The 17,212-nt window shown below is 33.8% G+C and carries 15 protein-coding genes and 1 riboswitch; of the genes, 10 read left to right on the top strand and 5 right to left on the bottom strand.

Features of this window, described 5'->3' with window-relative positions:
* Positions 1-14 precede the first annotated feature (14 nt).
* Positions 15-116: riboswitch (SAM riboswitch) on the top strand.
* Positions 117-204: 88 nt separating this feature from the next.
* Positions 205-1,410 carry a M20 family metallopeptidase gene (locus ACLBXA_RS07880; protein ID WP_000501376.1) on the top strand — a complete coding sequence of 402 codons (1,206 nt, stop codon included), beginning with the start codon at positions 205-207 and terminating at the stop codon, positions 1,408-1,410.
* Positions 1,411-1,578: 168 nt separating this feature from the next.
* Here the strand turns inward: ACLBXA_RS07880 and ACLBXA_RS07875 are convergent, their stop codons facing one another.
* The gene (locus ACLBXA_RS07875) at positions 1,579-2,019 is read right to left on the bottom strand and encodes an Lrp/AsnC family transcriptional regulator (RefSeq protein WP_001181721.1); all 441 of its coding nucleotides are present in this window, start codon (positions 2,017-2,019) and stop codon (positions 1,579-1,581) included.
* Positions 2,020-2,186: 167 nt separating this feature from the next.
* Here ACLBXA_RS07875 and ACLBXA_RS07870 point away from each other — a divergent pair, with 167 nt between their 5' ends.
* The 3 genes from ACLBXA_RS07870 to ACLBXA_RS07860 all read left to right on the top strand — a co-directional run bounded on the left by ACLBXA_RS07870 (position 2,187) and on the right by ACLBXA_RS07860 (position 5,808).
* The gene (locus ACLBXA_RS07870) at positions 2,187-2,951 is read left to right on the top strand and encodes an SDR family oxidoreductase (protein WP_000792677.1); all 765 of its coding nucleotides are present in this window, start codon (positions 2,187-2,189) and stop codon (positions 2,949-2,951) included.
* 375 nt (positions 2,952-3,326) lie between these two features.
* Positions 3,327-3,893, top strand: a complete 567-nt coding sequence (locus ACLBXA_RS07865) for a TetR/AcrR family transcriptional regulator (protein ID WP_001072318.1) — start codon at positions 3,327-3,329, stop codon at positions 3,891-3,893.
* Positions 3,894-3,951: 58 nt separating this feature from the next.
* A complete protein-coding gene (locus ACLBXA_RS07860; protein WP_001261152.1) occupies positions 3,952-5,808 on the top strand; it encodes an alpha/beta fold hydrolase in 1,857 nt (618 codons plus the stop codon).
* Positions 5,809-6,143: 335 nt separating this feature from the next.
* Here ACLBXA_RS07860 and ACLBXA_RS07855 read toward each other — a convergent pair whose 3' ends face one another.
* Positions 6,144-7,574, bottom strand: coding sequence for an IS4 family transposase (locus ACLBXA_RS07855; RefSeq protein WP_081143986.1), 1,431 nt, complete (start codon positions 7,572-7,574; stop codon positions 6,144-6,146).
* A gap of 323 nt (positions 7,575-7,897) precedes the next feature.
* Between ACLBXA_RS07855 and ACLBXA_RS07850 the strand changes: the two genes are divergently transcribed.
* The gene (locus ACLBXA_RS07850; RefSeq protein ID WP_081143985.1) at positions 7,898-8,914 is read left to right on the top strand and encodes a hypothetical protein; all 1,017 of its coding nucleotides are present in this window, start codon (positions 7,898-7,900) and stop codon (positions 8,912-8,914) included.
* Positions 8,915-9,362: 448 nt separating this feature from the next.
* On the opposite strand, the gene ACLBXA_RS07845 is transcribed toward ACLBXA_RS07850, so the two are convergent.
* Entirely contained in the window at positions 9,363-10,793 is a 1,431-nt protein-coding gene (locus tag ACLBXA_RS07845; RefSeq protein ID WP_001053906.1) for an IS4 family transposase, read from the bottom strand.
* 341 nt (positions 10,794-11,134) lie between these two features.
* Between ACLBXA_RS07845 and ACLBXA_RS07840 the strand changes: the two genes are divergently transcribed.
* On the top strand, positions 11,135-11,539 hold the full coding sequence (locus ACLBXA_RS07840; RefSeq protein WP_000042407.1) for a VOC family protein: 405 nt from the start codon (positions 11,135-11,137) through the stop codon (positions 11,537-11,539).
* A gap of 199 nt (positions 11,540-11,738) precedes the next feature.
* Here ACLBXA_RS07840 and ACLBXA_RS07835 read toward each other — a convergent pair whose 3' ends face one another.
* Positions 11,739-12,647: a DMT family transporter gene (locus ACLBXA_RS07835; protein WP_000087751.1), complete on the bottom strand. Its 909-nt coding sequence runs from the start codon at positions 12,645-12,647 to the stop codon at positions 11,739-11,741.
* 122 nt (positions 12,648-12,769) lie between these two features.
* Complete coding sequence (locus tag ACLBXA_RS07830) at positions 12,770-13,996, bottom strand: MFS transporter (protein WP_001171807.1); 1,227 nt, start codon at positions 13,994-13,996, stop codon at positions 12,770-12,772.
* Positions 13,997-14,107: 111 nt separating this feature from the next.
* On the opposite strand from ACLBXA_RS07830, the gene ACLBXA_RS07825 reads away from it, so the two are divergent.
* From ACLBXA_RS07825 to ACLBXA_RS07810, 4 genes are all read left to right on the top strand, one after another.
* Positions 14,108-14,965, top strand: coding sequence for a LysR family transcriptional regulator (locus tag ACLBXA_RS07825; protein WP_000351670.1), 858 nt, complete (start codon positions 14,108-14,110; stop codon positions 14,963-14,965).
* A 272-nt stretch (positions 14,966-15,237) separates the two neighbouring features.
* Positions 15,238-15,810 (top strand): DJ-1/PfpI family protein, encoded by a 573-nt coding sequence (locus ACLBXA_RS07820; RefSeq protein ID WP_000690036.1) that lies wholly within the window; start codon positions 15,238-15,240, stop codon positions 15,808-15,810.
* 591 nt (positions 15,811-16,401) lie between these two features.
* Positions 16,402-16,707 (top strand): arsenical resistance operon transcriptional regulator ArsR, encoded by a 306-nt coding sequence (gene arsR / locus ACLBXA_RS07815; protein ID WP_002162753.1) that lies wholly within the window; start codon positions 16,402-16,404, stop codon positions 16,705-16,707.
* A 60-nt stretch (positions 16,708-16,767) separates the two neighbouring features.
* The gene (locus ACLBXA_RS07810) at positions 16,768-17,205 is read left to right on the top strand and encodes an ArsI/CadI family heavy metal resistance metalloenzyme (protein WP_001271002.1); all 438 of its coding nucleotides are present in this window, start codon (positions 16,768-16,770) and stop codon (positions 17,203-17,205) included.
* The last annotated feature ends 7 nt before the right edge of the window (positions 17,206-17,212 follow it).

Here is a 17,212-nt window from a genome sequence, read left to right as displayed (position 1 = left end):
TAATTTTATGAAAATTCTTATCACGAGAGGTGGAGGGACTGGCCCTATGATACCTCGGCAGCGGATTCGTTATGAATACTGTGCCAATTCCAGCAAGGTAACTTGAAAGATAAGAAAGAAGCTCATTTTGATTGTATATACAGAAGCCTCTTTCTATCTTTTAGAAAGAGGCTTTTTTACGTGAAAATAAAAGGAGGAAGAACAATGGGAGCGACAGGAGTAACGTCACAAAGAAAAACAATTGAAGAGAGTATCGAAAGAAATAAGGAAAAGTACATAGAAACAAGTCATGATATTCATGCGAATCCGGAGATTGGAAACCAAGAGTTTTACGCATCCAGAACGTTAAGCTTATTACTAGGTAGTGCAGGATTTCAGCTGCAACACAATATAGCTGGACATGAAACAGGTTTTATTGCGCGAAAAAGTTCAGGAAAACAAGGACCAGTCATTGCATTTTTAGCGGAGTATGACGCTTTACCAGGACTAGGTCATGCGTGTGGTCACAATTTAATTGGCACAATTAGCGTTGCAGCAGCAATCGCATTATCAGAAACGCTTGAAGAAATTGGCGGGGAAGTTGTCGTGTTTGGTACACCAGCAGAAGAAGGCGGGCCAAATGGTAGCGCGAAATCAAGTTATGTAAAGGCAGGTTTATTTAAAGACATTGATGCGGCGCTTATGATTCATCCGAGCGCAAAGACAGCGACAACGAGTCCTTCATTAGCAGTCGATCCACTTGATTTTCATTTTTACGGAAAAACAGCTCACGCTGCAGCCTCACCAGAAGAAGGGATTAATGCATTAGATGCGGTTATTCAGCTTTATAACAGTATTAACGCACTTCGCCAACAACTTCCGTCAGACGTGAAAATTCATGGCGTTATTACAGAAGGCGGAAAAGCACCTAACATTATTCCTGACTACGCCGCGGCAAGGTTCTTCATCCGCGCAGCAACGCGAAAAAGATGTGCAGAAGTAACAGAAAAAGTAAGAAACATTGCTGAGGGAGCAGCGTTAGCAACAGGTGCAAAAGTAAAAATTCATCAATTCCAAAATGAAATCGATGAATTACTCGTAACAAAAACATATAACGATATCGTAGCGGAAGAATTAGAACTATTAGGTGAAGAGGTAAATCGTAAAGAAAGAGTAGGGATCGGTTCAACCGACGCAGGAAACGTAAGTCAAGTCGTACCGACAATTCATCCGTACATTAAAATCGGACCAGATGACTTAATTGCACATACGAATGAATTTAGAGAAGCAGCACGTTCAGAACTTGGAGATAAAGCATTAATTACATCGGCAAAAGCATTAGCAAATACGGCGTATCGATTAATTACGGAAGAAGGGTTGTTAGAGAAGGTGAAGGAGGAGTTTAGAGAGGTGCAGAGGAATCAAGGGTAAGGGATTAAGGTGCTTTTTTCGAATAGCAATCGAATTAATAAGTAGAGATATAAAAAGAACATTGAAAAATCAATGTTCTTTTTTGTTTGCTAGTCATTGATTTTGTTGGTTTTTCTCAAGAAAGAGAAAATTTTACTGTTAGTGAGGATAATAATACGTATCCCTTTATTAGAATGACAATTTCTCCTCGAACTCACTCTTTAAAACAATTAAAGGAGATGATAATCCGAATTGCATTAACGAGTCTAAAAACGCAGCGAGGGAATCCATCGAATCGCTCATGACCTTCATCATATAATTAAATTCCCCGCTAATTCGATATAAATCAGTTACTTCAGGAGCGGCATTACAATATTGGATGAAATCAGAGCATTGGCTCGTTTTAAACATGATGAATGCTTGAATGTTTTTATTAATTTTGGAAGGCTCAAATTTCGTTCGGTAAGCCGCTATAACTCCTTGATCTTCAAGTTTATTAATACGCTCTTTTACAGCAGGTTGCGTCATGGATATAATTCGTCCTATTTCTGAAACAGAAATTCTCGCATTTTCATACAACAAGTTCATAATCTTATGATCGATTTCATCCAGTTTTACTGTGTTTTGCATTGTGTAGTCTCCTTATTTTATTTTCTAAAGTAAAACGTAAGTTATAACTATAATATCATAAGTGAACGAACTGAATTACTTATAAATCTATATTTAAAATTATCGGTGTTTGCATGAAAATATAAGTGTTGGATTTTTTAAACGGAAATTTAGAAAGGATGGAAAAAATGAAGAATCTTGATGGGAAAGTAGCGTTAGTAACAGGGGCGAGTCGCGGTATTGGTCGTGCGATTGCGATGAGATTGGCAAACGACGGTGCATTAGTTGTGATTCACTACGGACGAAATAAGGCAGCTGCAGATGAAACAATTAGTGAGATTGAATCTAATGGAGGAAAAGCATTCTTAATTGAAGCAGAACTCAATTCAATTGATGGTGTCAAGAAGCTAGTAGAACAATTGAAGAATGAATTACAAGTAAGGGTTGGTACATCAGAGATTGATATTTTAGTAAACAATGCAGGGATAGGTACACAAGGAACGATTGAAAATACGACAGAAGAAGTTTTTGATGAAATTATGTCTGTAAATATTAAGGCACCGTTCTTCTTAATTCAGCAAACATTGCCGTTACTACGAGCAGAGGGGCGTATTATTAACATTTCATCAGCTGAAGTACGACTTGGTTTTACAGGCTCAATTGCATACGGCTTAAGTAAAGGTGCATTAAATACGATGACACTTCCTCTAGCTAAACATCTCGGAGAAAGAGGTATAACAGTGAATACAATTATGCCTGGATATACGAAGACAGATATTAATGCAAAATTGCTAGATGATCCGGAAATACGAAGTTTTGCTACGAATTCATCTGTGTTCGAACGAATAGGGCAAGTTGAAGATATTGCAGATGCAGTAGCATTCCTTGCTTCTGCTGATAGCCGCTGGATAACAGGGCAGATTTTAGATGTTTCTGGAGGGTTTTGTTTATAGGGGCACTACTCCATACCCATCAAGCTAATCAAGTAAATTACTAGATATGAAACGATCCTTGTTTCATATCTGGTAATTTATAGAAAGATAGGCATGCTAAAGAAGTCTATTAAAACGTGATTTTTTGGCTAGGCAACTTGAATAAGGGGGCATTTCTTTTTCTTAAGTTGATGGGTATGTATGGTGACCTCTATTAGACGATAGTGAATTAACAATTTCGGGGTTCAGTTCAACTTTATTCAAAATAAGATTTTTTTTGCAGTAAAATCAATGTTAGTGGAACTTTTTTAAACAAACTTTTTTCTAAATTAACATAAATACTTGTAATATTTAAATTAGTACTATATAGTTCTAGTTATGACAAAGGTAAAATTAATGAATCAAAAACGTGTGATTGAAGTAGCTGCAACATTATTTTTAGAAAAAGGGTTTGCTTATACAAGTATGGATGAATTAGTACGTGTAAGCAAAGTTTCAAAGTCTAATGTGTATTATCACTTTTCTAATAAGGAAGTATTATTAGAAGGGGTCGTTGATTATTGGATTGAAATGTATCAATCTGCAATTGATGACGTACTTTCTCAGAACCAATTTTTAGTTGAAGATCGTATCCAACTGTTTTTAAAGCAATTATCACAAGGAGTTCAGTCGAGAGAGTATAAGGGGAGCTGTCCATTTATTACTCTTTATATTCAAAGTCCTAAACAGGCCACGCAAATAAAAGAAAAAATAGGTCTTTTTTTTACAGGATTACAAAAGAAAGTTTCTCTATTACTTAAACAAGGGGTAGAGAATGGAGAATTTAGAAATACGATTCATATTGATGAGGTTGCATCACTTTTTATTACAAATCTTGAAGGAGCGTTATTTATTTCAGAAACATTGAAGGATGCAACTGTAATCACGAAAACAGCAGATCATTTTTTAAAATTGCTTCGATAAAAGAAGCATTTTTTTTAAATTAAATTAGTACTGATTAGTACTAAAAGGGGGATTTTATATGAGAACAGTATTTTTAACTGGTGGAACAGGCTTTATTGGAAAGCAATTAGTGAAAGAATTAGCCAAAGAGGATGTTAAAATTCTTCTTTTAGTAAGGTCGAAAAGTAAAGCAATACGCCTTTTTCAAGAAAGAGGAAACTTAAAAAAGGAAGTTATGGACTTTATTGAAGGTGATTTGACGAAAAAAGATTTAGGTCTAAGTGCTGAAGATAAGGAGAGGGTATTGAAAACGGATGTGATTATTCACGCAGGAGGCCCCATGGATATTCAAGCGACAAGTAAAGAGGCAGCTTCCGTATTTTTAAATGGCGCAAAACATATTAGTGAATTAGCTAAAAGTATTCATCAATTGAAGGGCTTGCAACAATTTATTCATGTTGTAGGTTATATGAGTCCCTTTGATGATAAAAATAGCAAGATTGCAATTGATGTGTTTCAAGAAGGAAATAATTATTTGAAAATAAAAAATCCATATGAGAGAACAAAATTTTTAGCAGATCTTTATATCCGTCAGCAGGCATCAGCAGTAGGTTATCCGCTTTCTGTAATTAATCCGCCAACTGTAGTCGGTAGTAGTAAAACAGGGAGTACAGAGCAGATAGCAGGATTAGGTTTGCTTGTGATGAGTATGCGAAGAGGGCTCATGCCAATGATTCCTGGAGGTAAGGGATATAGGTTACCACTTATTTCAAACGATGAGCTTGCGAAGTTTATTGTGCAGGTTTTCAGATTAGAGCAACCGACTATTCAAACATATACACTTGTTGAAGACAAACAGCACGATCAGAACATTGCTGAGTTATTAAGTATTATGTCAGAAAGTATGAATATGAGGGCACCAAAAATCTCTGTCCCAATGCCACTTATGAAAGCAATTATGAATAGTGGAGTAAGTAAAATAACAAAAATTCCTTCTGATGGACTGAATTTTATTACAAAACGAAAATTTTCAAATGTTTCAGCGAAAAAAATTATGGGAGGAGATTGGTTTAAGGAGACGAGTGTAATGAAATTTTTCCCTGCCGTAGTAGCTGATCTGGATTATCGAATGATGTATCAATATGGCCAGCATAATCATGTATTTAAACGAACATTATGCGATAACAATACCCTTTACCAATTACAAGGAGAGGGTAAACCGTTTATTTTATTACATGGTTTATTGAGTGATGGAGAGGATTTATTTCCTTTAGCACAAGAGCTTCATGAAAAAACTGGTCAACCTGTATGGATTTTGGATCTTCCAGGTTTGGGACGTTCTCCTTTTAAACAAGAGAAAAATCTTCTAGCTATCTATTTGAATGTAGTGAAAAAGTTATTGGAGAAAGCTACGAATGGTGCACATCTAATTGGCCATTCATTCGGTGCATTTATTCTTCTGGAAGCATTGGTACAAGAGTACATAGATAAGAAGTATTCAATTACGTTACTTCAGCCACCTGTTGCTAAAAAAAATGCTAAATTGCTAAATGTTCCCCAATTTATAAACAAATGGACATTAAAATTGGCAACTCCTAATTTGATAGGGCGTTATTTATTAAATAATGGTTTGTTTGAAAGTATGGAGAGCATCCCTGAACATTATATCGAAAAAGTAAGTAACAGTTTTACTTCTCCTAGAATTTTAAATACTACGGTTCAGCTTAACAGTTTACTACTGAAAAAAGATCAAGGTGATTTCAAGGAAGTAACAAAGTATAATCTTCACATTATTTTGGGGGATTATGACAGAGGTTATTCTGCTCCATCGTATCTTGGTAAGGTTGATTTTGTTCCATATGGCCATCATTTTCCTCTTAGCCATCCGAGTGAAACGGCAAGATTAGTAATGAAAAATAGTAATACTAGCAGATGAGAGTTTGGGATAAATAAAAAGTGTGTAGTAAAATCGTTGTGTTTTTGAAATAAAATCGTACTGTGTGGGGGCCCACCCCATCACTATCAGACTAAGAAACGCAAATACCTCAAAACGAAAAAATGAGCATTTTATTACAAGATAGTACAAAATTTCGTTCTGGGGGTGCTATAAAATTTTAGCTTGATGGCGATGTGGTGCTACCCCATCGCTATCAAGCTAAGCTTATGCAAAATCAATTTTAGACGAGATTGTTTCTTTTTTCTAAAGGGCAAGTGTAGGTGATTGAAAGATTTGCATACGAAATAAACCCTAACGGGTTTCACTTTTTTGAATTAAGCGGCTTGATTATCAGACAGGGTACAATTGTAAACGACACCTAATATATCAAAGACCGTTTTTTTCTCATATCGATGAGATTTCCGCCCGTTTTGCTGTAGGAGGTTGAACAGGCGAAGTAACACCCTTGATAGCTCTTGGGTGTTTTTTTGTATAGTTTGGAATAGAAGAAGAAAATAGTCTTTAATCATATATATGGCTTTATACTCACTAAGCTCTCGTTTTTTCTTCATGAGGAGCAATTGGCGCATTTGAAACATGATAGAAGAACAGAGTAGAATGGCAATCAATTGACCATATAAATGGCACTCCAATCGTTCTGATTTTATCTTTTTACAATGATGAATTTGAAAGAATGACTTCCACGTTTTAAATAAAATTTCGATTTGCCAACGCAAAGAATACCAGTCATGTACCTGTCCCATCGGGACAATATCTGTAGGGGTGTTTGTCATATATACATTGATACCACTGAGTCGTTTACTACGAGGAGAATACTTCATTCCTTTCTTTTTTTCTCTTACAGCTTGATCTTGTAATCGTTTTTGTTGTTGTTCTTTTGTTAGTCGATGAACAATCACACGAGTTGGGACTTTATCAGTCATTCCTACATAAGCGTTGGATATTTCACATGTTTGTTCTGGTTGAAGAGAGTTCATTAAAACCTCCATATCTATCTGGATATACTCTGTACTTTTCTTGATTCTTCCATCTTGAAAATAATCAGGGTTAGGGTTCTTTTGATAAATACGTGTATTCGATTTGATACGTGAGATATAATAAGCCTTTTTATCTTGTATATGTTGAAGATCTTTCAAATGAAAATAACCTAAATCTCGGATACATAAATCATTCGCTGACACATTTGGGACACACAGAGAACCGTAGGTTCGATCATGTTGTTTACCTGGACCAGTATGAATATGTAGGAACTGTCCACTTAACAAATCATACTCAAGTTGAATTTTTATCCCAGCTGTATGGCTGCATCCTCCTGCACCTGGATAAACGAATGTAAAGGGATCTGGGAGTTGAAATGCGGTTGAATCTAAAATACGAATACGCTTGAAAACAGAATTGTATGGAGAAGAAATCGGAATAGATGAGGCCAGTTTTTGGGTTAGTAGTTCAGCTAATAGGTGTTGTAAAAATTGGACAGCCGCTTGATTAAATCGTTGATTCAGCCCCTCAGGACTGATGAGCACTTCTGTTGATGCTTCCAAGCAGCTAGATAACTGAGTTAAAGAAGTCGTAGCGACATTTTGGCTCATCCATACACATAAAGCGACTAAATCTTTTTCTTGGTATTTACTGGTTCGTTGTACAAAACCAACATCTCTAGCAAGATCTCGCAAGATATTTGGAGATAAAAAGCTTTGAATCTCTTGAGCAAATAGTTGTAATTCGTTAGACACAGAAACAGACATAAAAAACGCCATCCTTTCCTATGATTCTACAGAAAGAATAGCGTATTTTTTCGTTATTTTATAGTAAAATAGGTCTCATGGTATGAATGTACAATTTAGATATTTGCCCAATGAACCATATGCTTTTAGAACTGAGAAAGACCTTGAAATAAATAAGTTATATATTTTAAGACAGTAATGTTCCAAGCAGTATAGATGGGAACGTCAAGAACTTAAATGATTTAAGATTCACACTATATAAAAGTTGAAGTATACGACTAAGGAAAGAGTGCTTTGCAGTGTGCTGCATATTCAAGAATTAATCTTACGTAGGGAGTGCTTATATGAAAAGCATGAAAAATGTAATATTGCTAGTAGTATGTTTCATATTTTTAAGTGGTTGTAATCAAGTTAATGAAGATGAGGTACAAAAATATATAAAAGAAAAACACGGAATCGATGTTGTTGTAACACATATGAGCCCTTTAAATGAAAATAATATGGGACATGCATACCATACTGTGCAAGTAAAGAATAATAAAAATATTCAATTTCGAGTAGAGGTAGATGGTCTCTTCTATTCATCCATAAAAAGTGATGAATACAAATATGGAAAAAAAACATATGAGGCATATCAGAAATTCCAACCAACTCTAGAAGAAATAAAAAAGTTAGGGTACGTGGAAACTAAAACTGATAACACTCTTCAATATTTGTCAGAGGATAGAAGATCAGATGAAGGAAAACCAACTAATGAATTATTATTAACTTTGCAGATGAGTAACGAGATTGATTTTAGCCAATTTGAATCAGTAGAATTAGATCGTTTATATACTCTATTTCAACTCATCCAGAAAAATAATAAAAAGATAACAGAACTTGAAATTAAGGATTATAATGGAAAATCTTTAGGTGGACCTTTTAAAAATGTGCAAAAAATGATAACAAAAGAAGAGCTGTTATTAACAATGAAAAAAACGATGAACAATACCATAGACATTTATTTGGAAAATTGGATTAAAAATCATACAAAAATAGAAGAGAGATTAATTGCAATTCAAAACAATCGTTTTGAATTACAAGGTATTACTTATGCGAATTTGGAATATATGGATATCCGAGGATATAAGGTGAATTTAATTATTAATACCGGTAGTAATGAATTTGAAAATAATCCCCTTGTAATTAAAGATTTAATCAAGGTAACCACAATCCTTAAAGAAGAACTATATAATAAAAAATTTCAGATATATTTACAAACTAAGAATGGAACAAGATATACACCTTGGTTATCATCAGAAGAAATTAAAAAAGCTATTAACATCGAAGAACTTGTAAAAGAGCGATATCCTAAGAATTAAATTTAAAGTACTGTTGCTGTTTGTTATTTGATGGGAAAGCATGATATTTCGATTTGTTCCGCCAGCTTGCAAATTAGGGTTCAGTTGTAAAGTTTATTAACAGGTAGAAAGTTAGAATAAGTATAGTCGAATCTGATTGAAGAGGAAGTACGACATCATCTTAAATTAGGGGTACAGACACATCGCCATCAAGTTAAAAAACTAATTATCCCCCAAAACGCAAAACACGAGCTTAATTCACATAAACAACTGTAGAGAGATAAAAATTTCGTTATGGGGGTACTTTAAAATCTTAACTTGATGGGCATGGGGTCCCGCCCCATGCCCATCAAGCTAAGATTATATAAATTTAATTTCACGTGAGATTTTTTCTTTTTTTTAAAATCCAGTGTAAGTTCTTTAAAGATGTGCATACCAAATAAACCCGAACGGGTTTCAATTTTTTGGATTACGCTACATGATTGTGTGACATAGAAAAGTTGTATACGACACCTAAGACATCAAAGACTGTTTTCTTCTCATACCTATGGGATTTTCGTCCGTTTTTCTGTAAGAGATTAAATAGCCGAGACAATATCTTTGTTAATTCTTGTGTCTCTTTTTGTAGAGATTGATAAATAAGTGGAAAATAATCTTTTATCATATAAATCGCTTTATATTCGCTTAATTCTCGTTTCTTCTTGATGAGGAGTAATCGGCGCATTTGAAACATGGTGGAGGAACAAAGAAGGATGCTAATTAATTGTCCGTATAAGTGAGATTCTAGTCGTTCTAATTTTATAGAATTACAATGATGAATACGAAAAAATGATTTCCAAGTTTTAAAGATAAGTTCAACTTGCCATCGTAAGGAATAAAAATCGTATACTTGTTCTTTTGGCAGATATTCCAAAGGAATATTTGTAATGTAAAAGTTAATTGCACTAAGTCGCTTACTGCGTTCTTTATAGGTAATTTGTTTTTTATGTTCTTTAGATGCTAAATCTTTTTGTCTACGTTTCATTTGCGTTTCAGTTAATTTGTACAGAATTAGTCTTGCAGGAAGTTTTTGATACATCCCAATATAAATCTCAGGAATTTCATATGTTTCACCGGACTGTAATTGGTCAATGAATTGCTCCATATCTAGTTGGATGTATTCAGATTGCTTTTTTATTGTTCCGTTTTGAAAGTATTCAGGTTCTCTATTCTTCCTATATATACGTGTATTGAGCTTTAATCGTGAAATAAAATAAGCACCACACTCGTCTATCGTTTGTAAATCTCTTAAATCGAAATATCCTAGATCACGTATACATACATCGTGCGGTTGAAGAGACGTTAAGCAAGTAGAACCATAAATTTTATCGTTTTGCTTTCCCGAACCTACATGAACATGTAAAAATTGACCACTAAGCAAATCGTACTCTAATTGAATTTTCACACCAGCACTATGACCACTACCTCCTGAACCTTGATATCTAGAAGCAAATTTATCTGGAACCTGAAAATGTGTAGAATCCAATACACGAATACTACGAAAATAGTTTGTATACAAAGTTGGAATCTTACTAGAAGAGCAAAATTGTTGGTGAAGTAAATGTGCTAAGAGTTGTTGTAAAAACTGCACAGCTTGTAAATTAAAGCGTTGATTCAATCCTTCTGGACTCATAGAAATACCGGTGTTAGCTTCTAATCGACTGCATAGTTGTGTCAATGAAGTATGGGCTATGTTTTGACTTAACCAAATACATAAGGCCACTAAATCTTGTGCGCGGTATTTACTTTTTCGTTTAACAAATCCTACATTTTTAGCTAATCTCTCTAGAGCATCAGGTGACATATATCGTTTTAACTCTTGAGAAAACAATTCTAGTTCATCAAAAATTGATAAGTTCATATCAAAAACGCCATCCTTCCTGTATATTTTTACAAATAGAATAGCGTTTTTTTCATTTTATAGATACAAATTTATAAAGTTTGTTTGTATAGGAACATGCTTGTGTTGGTTTAAAATAAAGTTCGATAATCTATAAAGAGTCTAATCATTTATAATAAGGATTGATAATTTTTAATTTGTTTATAAAAAAGTATATTTTGTAGAGTATTTCTTCGCTCCACAATCTGGCCATATTGTGAAAGATTTTTTCTAAATAGAATTGGATATTTATGTTAAAATAGATGAGGTTGTGAAAAAATATAATTAAACTATAGGGCAGTATGAAGAAGGAGAAAAAGTTAATGTCAAAAAATTATGTGCACCATCTATGTATCCAAACTAATACATATTCAGAAACCTTGACATTTTATACAAAAGCGTTGAGTTTTATAATTGTCCAAGAGTCACCAAATTTTCACAGACGTGCATTTAATACCTGGTTGAAGTTAGGTGCGTTTTATATCGAATTACAAACGGGTAAGCAGGGGGAGGAGCTACCCGTAACCAATTCAAATAGTGAAGGGCTTGTCCATTTCTGTTTGTGGGTAGAAAATCTTCAGCAAGAGGTTGAACGATTAAAAGAATTGAACACCCATTTTGTTTTGAAAAATGGTGAGATTATATATCAAATAGAAAATGGTTACTTATGTAAGTTGAAAGCGCCTGAAGGAACAATTGTGGAATTACGTGATAACAAAGGAATTTAAACTTTATAAACTTATATGAAAACGAGCTGAAAAGCAAATAAATAGTAGTACTATGTTAGTTGTTAGTATATCGATTGTTATAGAAGAGGGAATATTACGAATATTATTTGTGGACAAAAAAGGAAGGCTCTTTAATTTGGAGGACCTTCCTTTTTAAAAATTTATTTTGAACACGCAAATAAGAAAATGCCTTAAATAATTAGGATTCTTTTTGTATACCTTTAACTGGAATATTTAACTGGATTTTACGATTAGTTATATAAACTCCGATAAGTATAAAAACTAATCCAATGATTAATCTCCAACTGATATTTTCATTTAAAAGAATATATCCCCAAAAAATAGCTGATACTGGAACTAAGTATGTGGATATGGATGCGAAGTTAGGGCCCCCTTTTTGAATTAAGTAAAAGTAAAGTAAATAAGCTATACCTGATCCAAATGTACCTATTCCAATTAATGCGCCTATATGATGCCAGGATATTTTAGTTAAAATTTGAATTGGTTCTTCTAAAAATAGAACTATGCCACCACTACATATACTACCAACTAATAATGTACCTAAAGAAATTTGGAACATGGACATCTCTTTAAGATAACGCTTTGTTATATGAGTTGCTAAACCATAGCAAAAAGTTGCTATCAACATTGCGACGAAATTTAATGAATCAACTGAAAAAACATTTGATAAATGTATATCTGAGAGTATTAAAATACCTACGAATCCAATAAATAGACCTATAATTTGGTTGCGATTGGAATGTATACCAAATAATAAGATTCCTAAAACCATTGTCCATAATGGTTGGGTTGCATTTAAAACAGAAGCTAAATTACTAGTCATTTTTTGTTCACTAAAACAAATAAGTGTCCATGGAATTAAAGTATTTAGTATTCCGACAGCAAACAAAGGTATAAAAAAGATGTTTCCTCTAAAAGATTTGCGAAAAAATGGTATAAGTGCAATAAGTGTTATAGCTCCAAAAGTTGACCGTAAAAATGCTACTACTAAAGGATTGAAATCCGTAACTAAAATCTTAAAAAAATAGAAAGATCCTCCCCAAATAAGGCTTAACATAATGAGTGCAAAGTATAATTTACGTGACATTTTTCTCCCTCTTTACTTATTGATATTTATAGTTTTTTATCACTAGTGCCGTATTAAAAGAAATCGAACCAAAAATTTGTTTATAATAACTGTACCACCTAGTTTGTTAAGTAATTTAGTAGTTACTGTAATGGTTTGCTCCGATATTCGATAATGGTTAACCATATTCCACTCAAAGCAATGAAAAAAGCTAGGATACTAAACGGCACAGTATAACTATGGAAATAGTCAACAAATATACCAAACAACGTAGGTGCAAGTACAATAGCAAATTGATTCAATGTTAAAGCGAAACTAACAGTTAAACCAATAAATTGCGGATCTGATCTTTCCGATACGAAAACGATAAATAAACTAAACCAACCGATAGCAAAGAAACCAAAAAAGAAGCACAAGATTACAAGTATCCCAAAAATCATATAAGTCATGACATAGCTCGTACAAAGGAGCAATAAGACAGTCATAACAATAGTTATTTGTAATGGAATGATGCGATTTCCTTTAAATATGTTATCACTAGCCCATGCTAAAAGGATCCTCCCAAACATTCCACCTATCAATACTATACTTAATAATGTTCCAGCATGATGAAGACTTGTATGAACTTCATTTGTAAGATAACTCATTAGGTGGGAAACGAGCACCATCTGTAACGACATCATTGATATTCCAATTAAAAAGATAGGATAGAGAGAATAGTTTCTTTGTATCTTCTTTAACTTTGTAAAGAAGGAAACCGCTTCTGTTTTTTGAATGCTCGAATGCTCCTCACGATAAAATAGAATAAACAATACCCCCCCACTAATAGCTACAATTGCTTGCACAAGTATTACAGATGGAAGGCCATATTCATAAAAAAAGAAAGGGAGTGTACTAGAAGCTAAAGCACCTCCGATGGGAATTCCAGTTTGACGAATCCCCATTGCAAGTCCTCTGCGCTGAGGAGGAAACCACTTTACAATAGCTTTACTGCCCCCAGGTTGTGCCGTTCCATACCAAATCCCTACAAATAGTAAAATAGCAACTACATATGTATAATTGGTGACTGGATAGGCAAACAACATACTCGCTCCAAGTAAGACAGAACCTCCTCCTACAATCCATCTCTCGCCATGTCGGTCCATTAGGTTTCCAAACAATAACATTGAGAAGATAGGTCCAATATTGACAACTGATACAAGTAATCCTATTTGAAATTGAGATATGTGATGTACTTGCTGCCATAAAGAAGCTAAAGGACCAATCCCGTATGTAACAAACGTGGCACATGTTTGTGAAATAGTTGCAATCAATAAGACAATCCATTTGTAAGAACTAATGGGTTCATTTCTTGTTATTTGTTTCTGCATTTTATCATTTCCTCCTCTTCTCTCTTATTGTATGAATATATATGTATCAAGTAAAATGAATAATAAAGAAGGAAGTTATCAAAAAAAATGATATCACGAGAGGTGAGTTATATGGATATTAAAGATTTGACTGTATTTAAAAAGGTAGCCGAAGAAGGAAGTATATCGAAAGCAGCGAAATCACTAAGCTATGTTCAATCAAATGTGACTATGAAAATTAAACAGCTAGAAGATGAGTTAGGTGTTCCCTTATTTTACCGGAACGGAAAGGGAGTTACTTTAAATTCTAATGGTGAGATTTTGTTAACATATACTAGGAAAATTCTAGATCTAACTGAGCAATCAATCAGATTGGTACAAAGTAATCAATCTAAACCCCTTGGTACGTTGAAAATTGGATCTACTAACTCTACAGTAGCAGTCCGTTTACCTCCTCTTCTAAAAAATTATTGTGAAAAGTATCCTGAGGTTGAATTAGTACTAGAAACTCATAAAAGTACTGAACTAACTCAACTTGTGCTTGAACGTAAACTAGAAGGGGCTTTCATTGTTGAAGATGTTCATCATCCAGATTTAACTTCTTTTTTGTTTTGTCAGGAAGAACTAACGATTATTAGTTATCAACCATTACATACTTTACAAGAACTTGATAAAGTCAATATGTTAGCATTTGGGAACGGTTGTCACTATCGAAATAGAGTAGATAAGTGGTTAAAAGAAGCAGGTATTTATCCAAAGCGTGTATTAGAATTTGGGACAATTGAAGCGATTATTGGTTGTGTGAAGGCTGGCATGGGCATTGCTGTCATGGTCAAATCAATTTTGAAAGACCATGAGCAATCTTTAACCATGGCTGATTTACCTGAGCAATATTCTAAAGTACCAACTTATTTTATTATGAGAAAAGATGTACTTTTTTCGGCAGCTTTACAGAGATTTGTTGAGATGATAAAAGAAAAAACTATGTAACCTAATTTTGATTATTGAGGATGGTTTTAGTGCGGCATAAAATGTAGAACCCCACATCCATCAACTTAAGAATTTTATAACGCCCCCAAATAAGATTTTTACCCGGAAATATCAATTTTACTGTTTTTGGGGCGTTCGTTTTATGGAAACAATTTTTTAGCTTGATGGTATTGGCGGGATATCTGATTATTGAAAAATTTAAGACTCGCTACCACCACTTGAAATCGTTATAATTAAAATGTTTTCAATATTTAAATAACGGGGGCTAGAGAATGAAAATTGGAATAGTCTGTTTTGATAACTTTACTGATATAGATGTTTTTTTACCATGGGATTTATTAAATCGTGTACGTTTAGTTGGCGGTATTTCTGATTGGAACGTCCAACTATTAGGAACGGAAAAAACTCATATATCCGTATCTGGCTTACGTATTCCCATGACAGGAAGCATATCTGATATTCCTTCTGCTGACGCTGTAATATTTGGAAGTGGTAAGGGTGTACAAAATTTATATAAAAATCAAGAATATCTTAATAGTATTCATATAGATCCTCAAAGGCAATTAATAGGCTCTATGTGTTCTGGTTCACTATTACTAGGAGCTAAAAAATTATTAACTGGTAAAAAAGCAACTACATATCCATCAGTTGTAGAACAGCTAAAAGAATTTGAGGTAGACGTTATTGAACAAAGTTTCGTAAACGAAGGAAATATCTCGACTGCTGCAGGGTGTTTTGCTGCTCAAGATCTCTCAGTTTGGATTATAAGAACCCTAATTAATGAAGACATGGTTGACACTGTGTTAGAAACCGTTCAGCCAGTGGGCAAAGGTTTATATTTTTAATTTCAAATCAAGTCAAGAAATTGGGTGTTCCCCAACACGAAAAAATGAGTTGCATTCTCATAAAAAACTGTAAAATAATAAAATTTTCGTTTTGGGGGCACTTCAAAATATTAGCTTGATGGGCATGGGGTCCCGCCCCACAACCATCAACTTAAGGATTTAGACTATTTTTGAGATTAAAAGCACGTTACTATTCTCTTATGTTAATGAGAAAGGGTGACGTGCTTTTTATGAATATGCACCAAAAACAAGAGTTATCTTTATTTGCCGAAGAGTTATATCGATTTTTCTCATTTGGGGGTATTTGTTTTTCTTAGATTGATGGTAATGGGGCACTACTCTATAATAATCAAATTAAAAGTTAAATAGTTATAGAGACTCCATTACTAGGAAATATTGTAACTATTAAGTTGTAAAAAGAACCGTAGTTTTTCATTTTTGAAAAGGCGATGGTCCTTTTTACTTGTAGCAAAGATATAATGGGAGAAATTTTTTCTAAATCAAAAAACTTGATTAATAAGTTGCATAATAAACTCACTAGCGTATATACTATAAACATCAAAAAAAGTTGATGAAGGGAAGTGAACTACAGTGGCACAAGATTTTCAGCTCTATGAGAAAAAATTTAAAGCGTTGGCGGATCAGAAACGTCTAGAAATCATGTATGAACTTTGTCAGCGAGGACAGACGTGTGTATGTGATTTAACCGAAGTTTTTGAAATGACGCAATCTAAGTTGTCCTATCATTTAAAGATTTTATTAGATGCAGGTTTAATTGTAAAAGAAACAACAGGTACGTGGAGTTATTATGATTTGAATGATGCGGAAGTGAATAATTTATTATCAGAAGAATTGTGTTGTATCTTTAGAAAAACAGGAAAAGGTAGTTGTTGTTAAAATTTTGTACTATTAATCAAAAAAAATTGATTAATGACATATAAAGAGGAGGAATAAGGTATGAGATATGTTCACGTCGGTATAAACGTTACGAATTTAGAGAAATCTATTGAATTTTATGAAAAGGTATTTGGTGTATTACCAGTTAAAGTGAAATCAGATTATGCAAAATTTCTATTAGAGACGCCAGGACTTAATTTCACGCTAAACGTACGAGATGAAGTGAATGGAAATCAAGTAAATCACTTTGGTTTCCAAGTGGATACAGCTGAAGAAATTACATTACATAAAGAGCGATTAGAAAAAGAAGGTTTCTTTGCGCGTGATGAGATGGATACGACTTGTTGTTATGCAGTGCAAGATAAGTTTTGGGTAACGGATCCCGATGGTAATGAGTGGGAGTTCTTTTATACAAAAGCTGATAGTGATGTTCACAAAATAGAAGATTCATCTTGTTGCATGACTTCAAATGAGGTAGCTAAAAATTCTTGTTGTTAATAGGAGA

This window comes from Bacillus sp. D48C, from assembly GCF_053345735.1.
Note: the sequence above shows the minus strand (reverse complement) of the source record. Positions and strands in the feature narration are given on the sequence as shown.

What these genes read in the sequence shown, in the direction of transcription:
- ACLBXA_RS07875 (WP_001181721.1), bottom strand. Translation starts at nt 2,019, where the DNA reads ATGCAAAACACAGTAAAACTGGATGAAATCGATCATAAGATTATGAAC.
- ACLBXA_RS07850 (WP_081143985.1), top strand. Translation starts at nt 7,898, where the DNA reads ATGAAAAGCATGAAAAATGTAATATTGCTAGTAGTATGTTTCATATTT.
- ACLBXA_RS07855 (WP_081143986.1), bottom strand. Translation starts at nt 7,574, where the DNA reads ATGTCTGTTTCTGTGTCTAACGAATTACAACTATTTGCTCAAGAGATT.
- ACLBXA_RS07825 (WP_000351670.1), top strand. Translation starts at nt 14,108, where the DNA reads ATGGATATTAAAGATTTGACTGTATTTAAAAAGGTAGCCGAAGAAGGA.
- ACLBXA_RS07840 (WP_000042407.1), top strand. Translation starts at nt 11,135, where the DNA reads ATGTCAAAAAATTATGTGCACCATCTATGTATCCAAACTAATACATAT.
- ACLBXA_RS07810 (WP_001271002.1), top strand. Translation starts at nt 16,768, where the DNA reads ATGAGATATGTTCACGTCGGTATAAACGTTACGAATTTAGAGAAATCT.
- ACLBXA_RS07870 (WP_000792677.1), top strand. Translation starts at nt 2,187, where the DNA reads ATGAAGAATCTTGATGGGAAAGTAGCGTTAGTAACAGGGGCGAGTCGC.
- ACLBXA_RS07845 (WP_001053906.1), bottom strand. Translation starts at nt 10,793, where the DNA reads ATGAACTTATCAATTTTTGATGAACTAGAATTGTTTTCTCAAGAGTTA.
- ACLBXA_RS07865 (WP_001072318.1), top strand. Translation starts at nt 3,327, where the DNA reads ATGAATCAAAAACGTGTGATTGAAGTAGCTGCAACATTATTTTTAGAA.
- ACLBXA_RS07830 (WP_001171807.1), bottom strand. Translation starts at nt 13,996, where the DNA reads ATGCAGAAACAAATAACAAGAAATGAACCCATTAGTTCTTACAAATGG.
- ACLBXA_RS07835 (WP_000087751.1), bottom strand. Translation starts at nt 12,647, where the DNA reads ATGTCACGTAAATTATACTTTGCACTCATTATGTTAAGCCTTATTTGG.
- ACLBXA_RS07820 (WP_000690036.1), top strand. Translation starts at nt 15,238, where the DNA reads ATGAAAATTGGAATAGTCTGTTTTGATAACTTTACTGATATAGATGTT.
- ACLBXA_RS07880 (WP_000501376.1), top strand. Translation starts at nt 205, where the DNA reads ATGGGAGCGACAGGAGTAACGTCACAAAGAAAAACAATTGAAGAGAGT.
- ACLBXA_RS07860 (WP_001261152.1), top strand. Translation starts at nt 3,952, where the DNA reads ATGAGAACAGTATTTTTAACTGGTGGAACAGGCTTTATTGGAAAGCAA.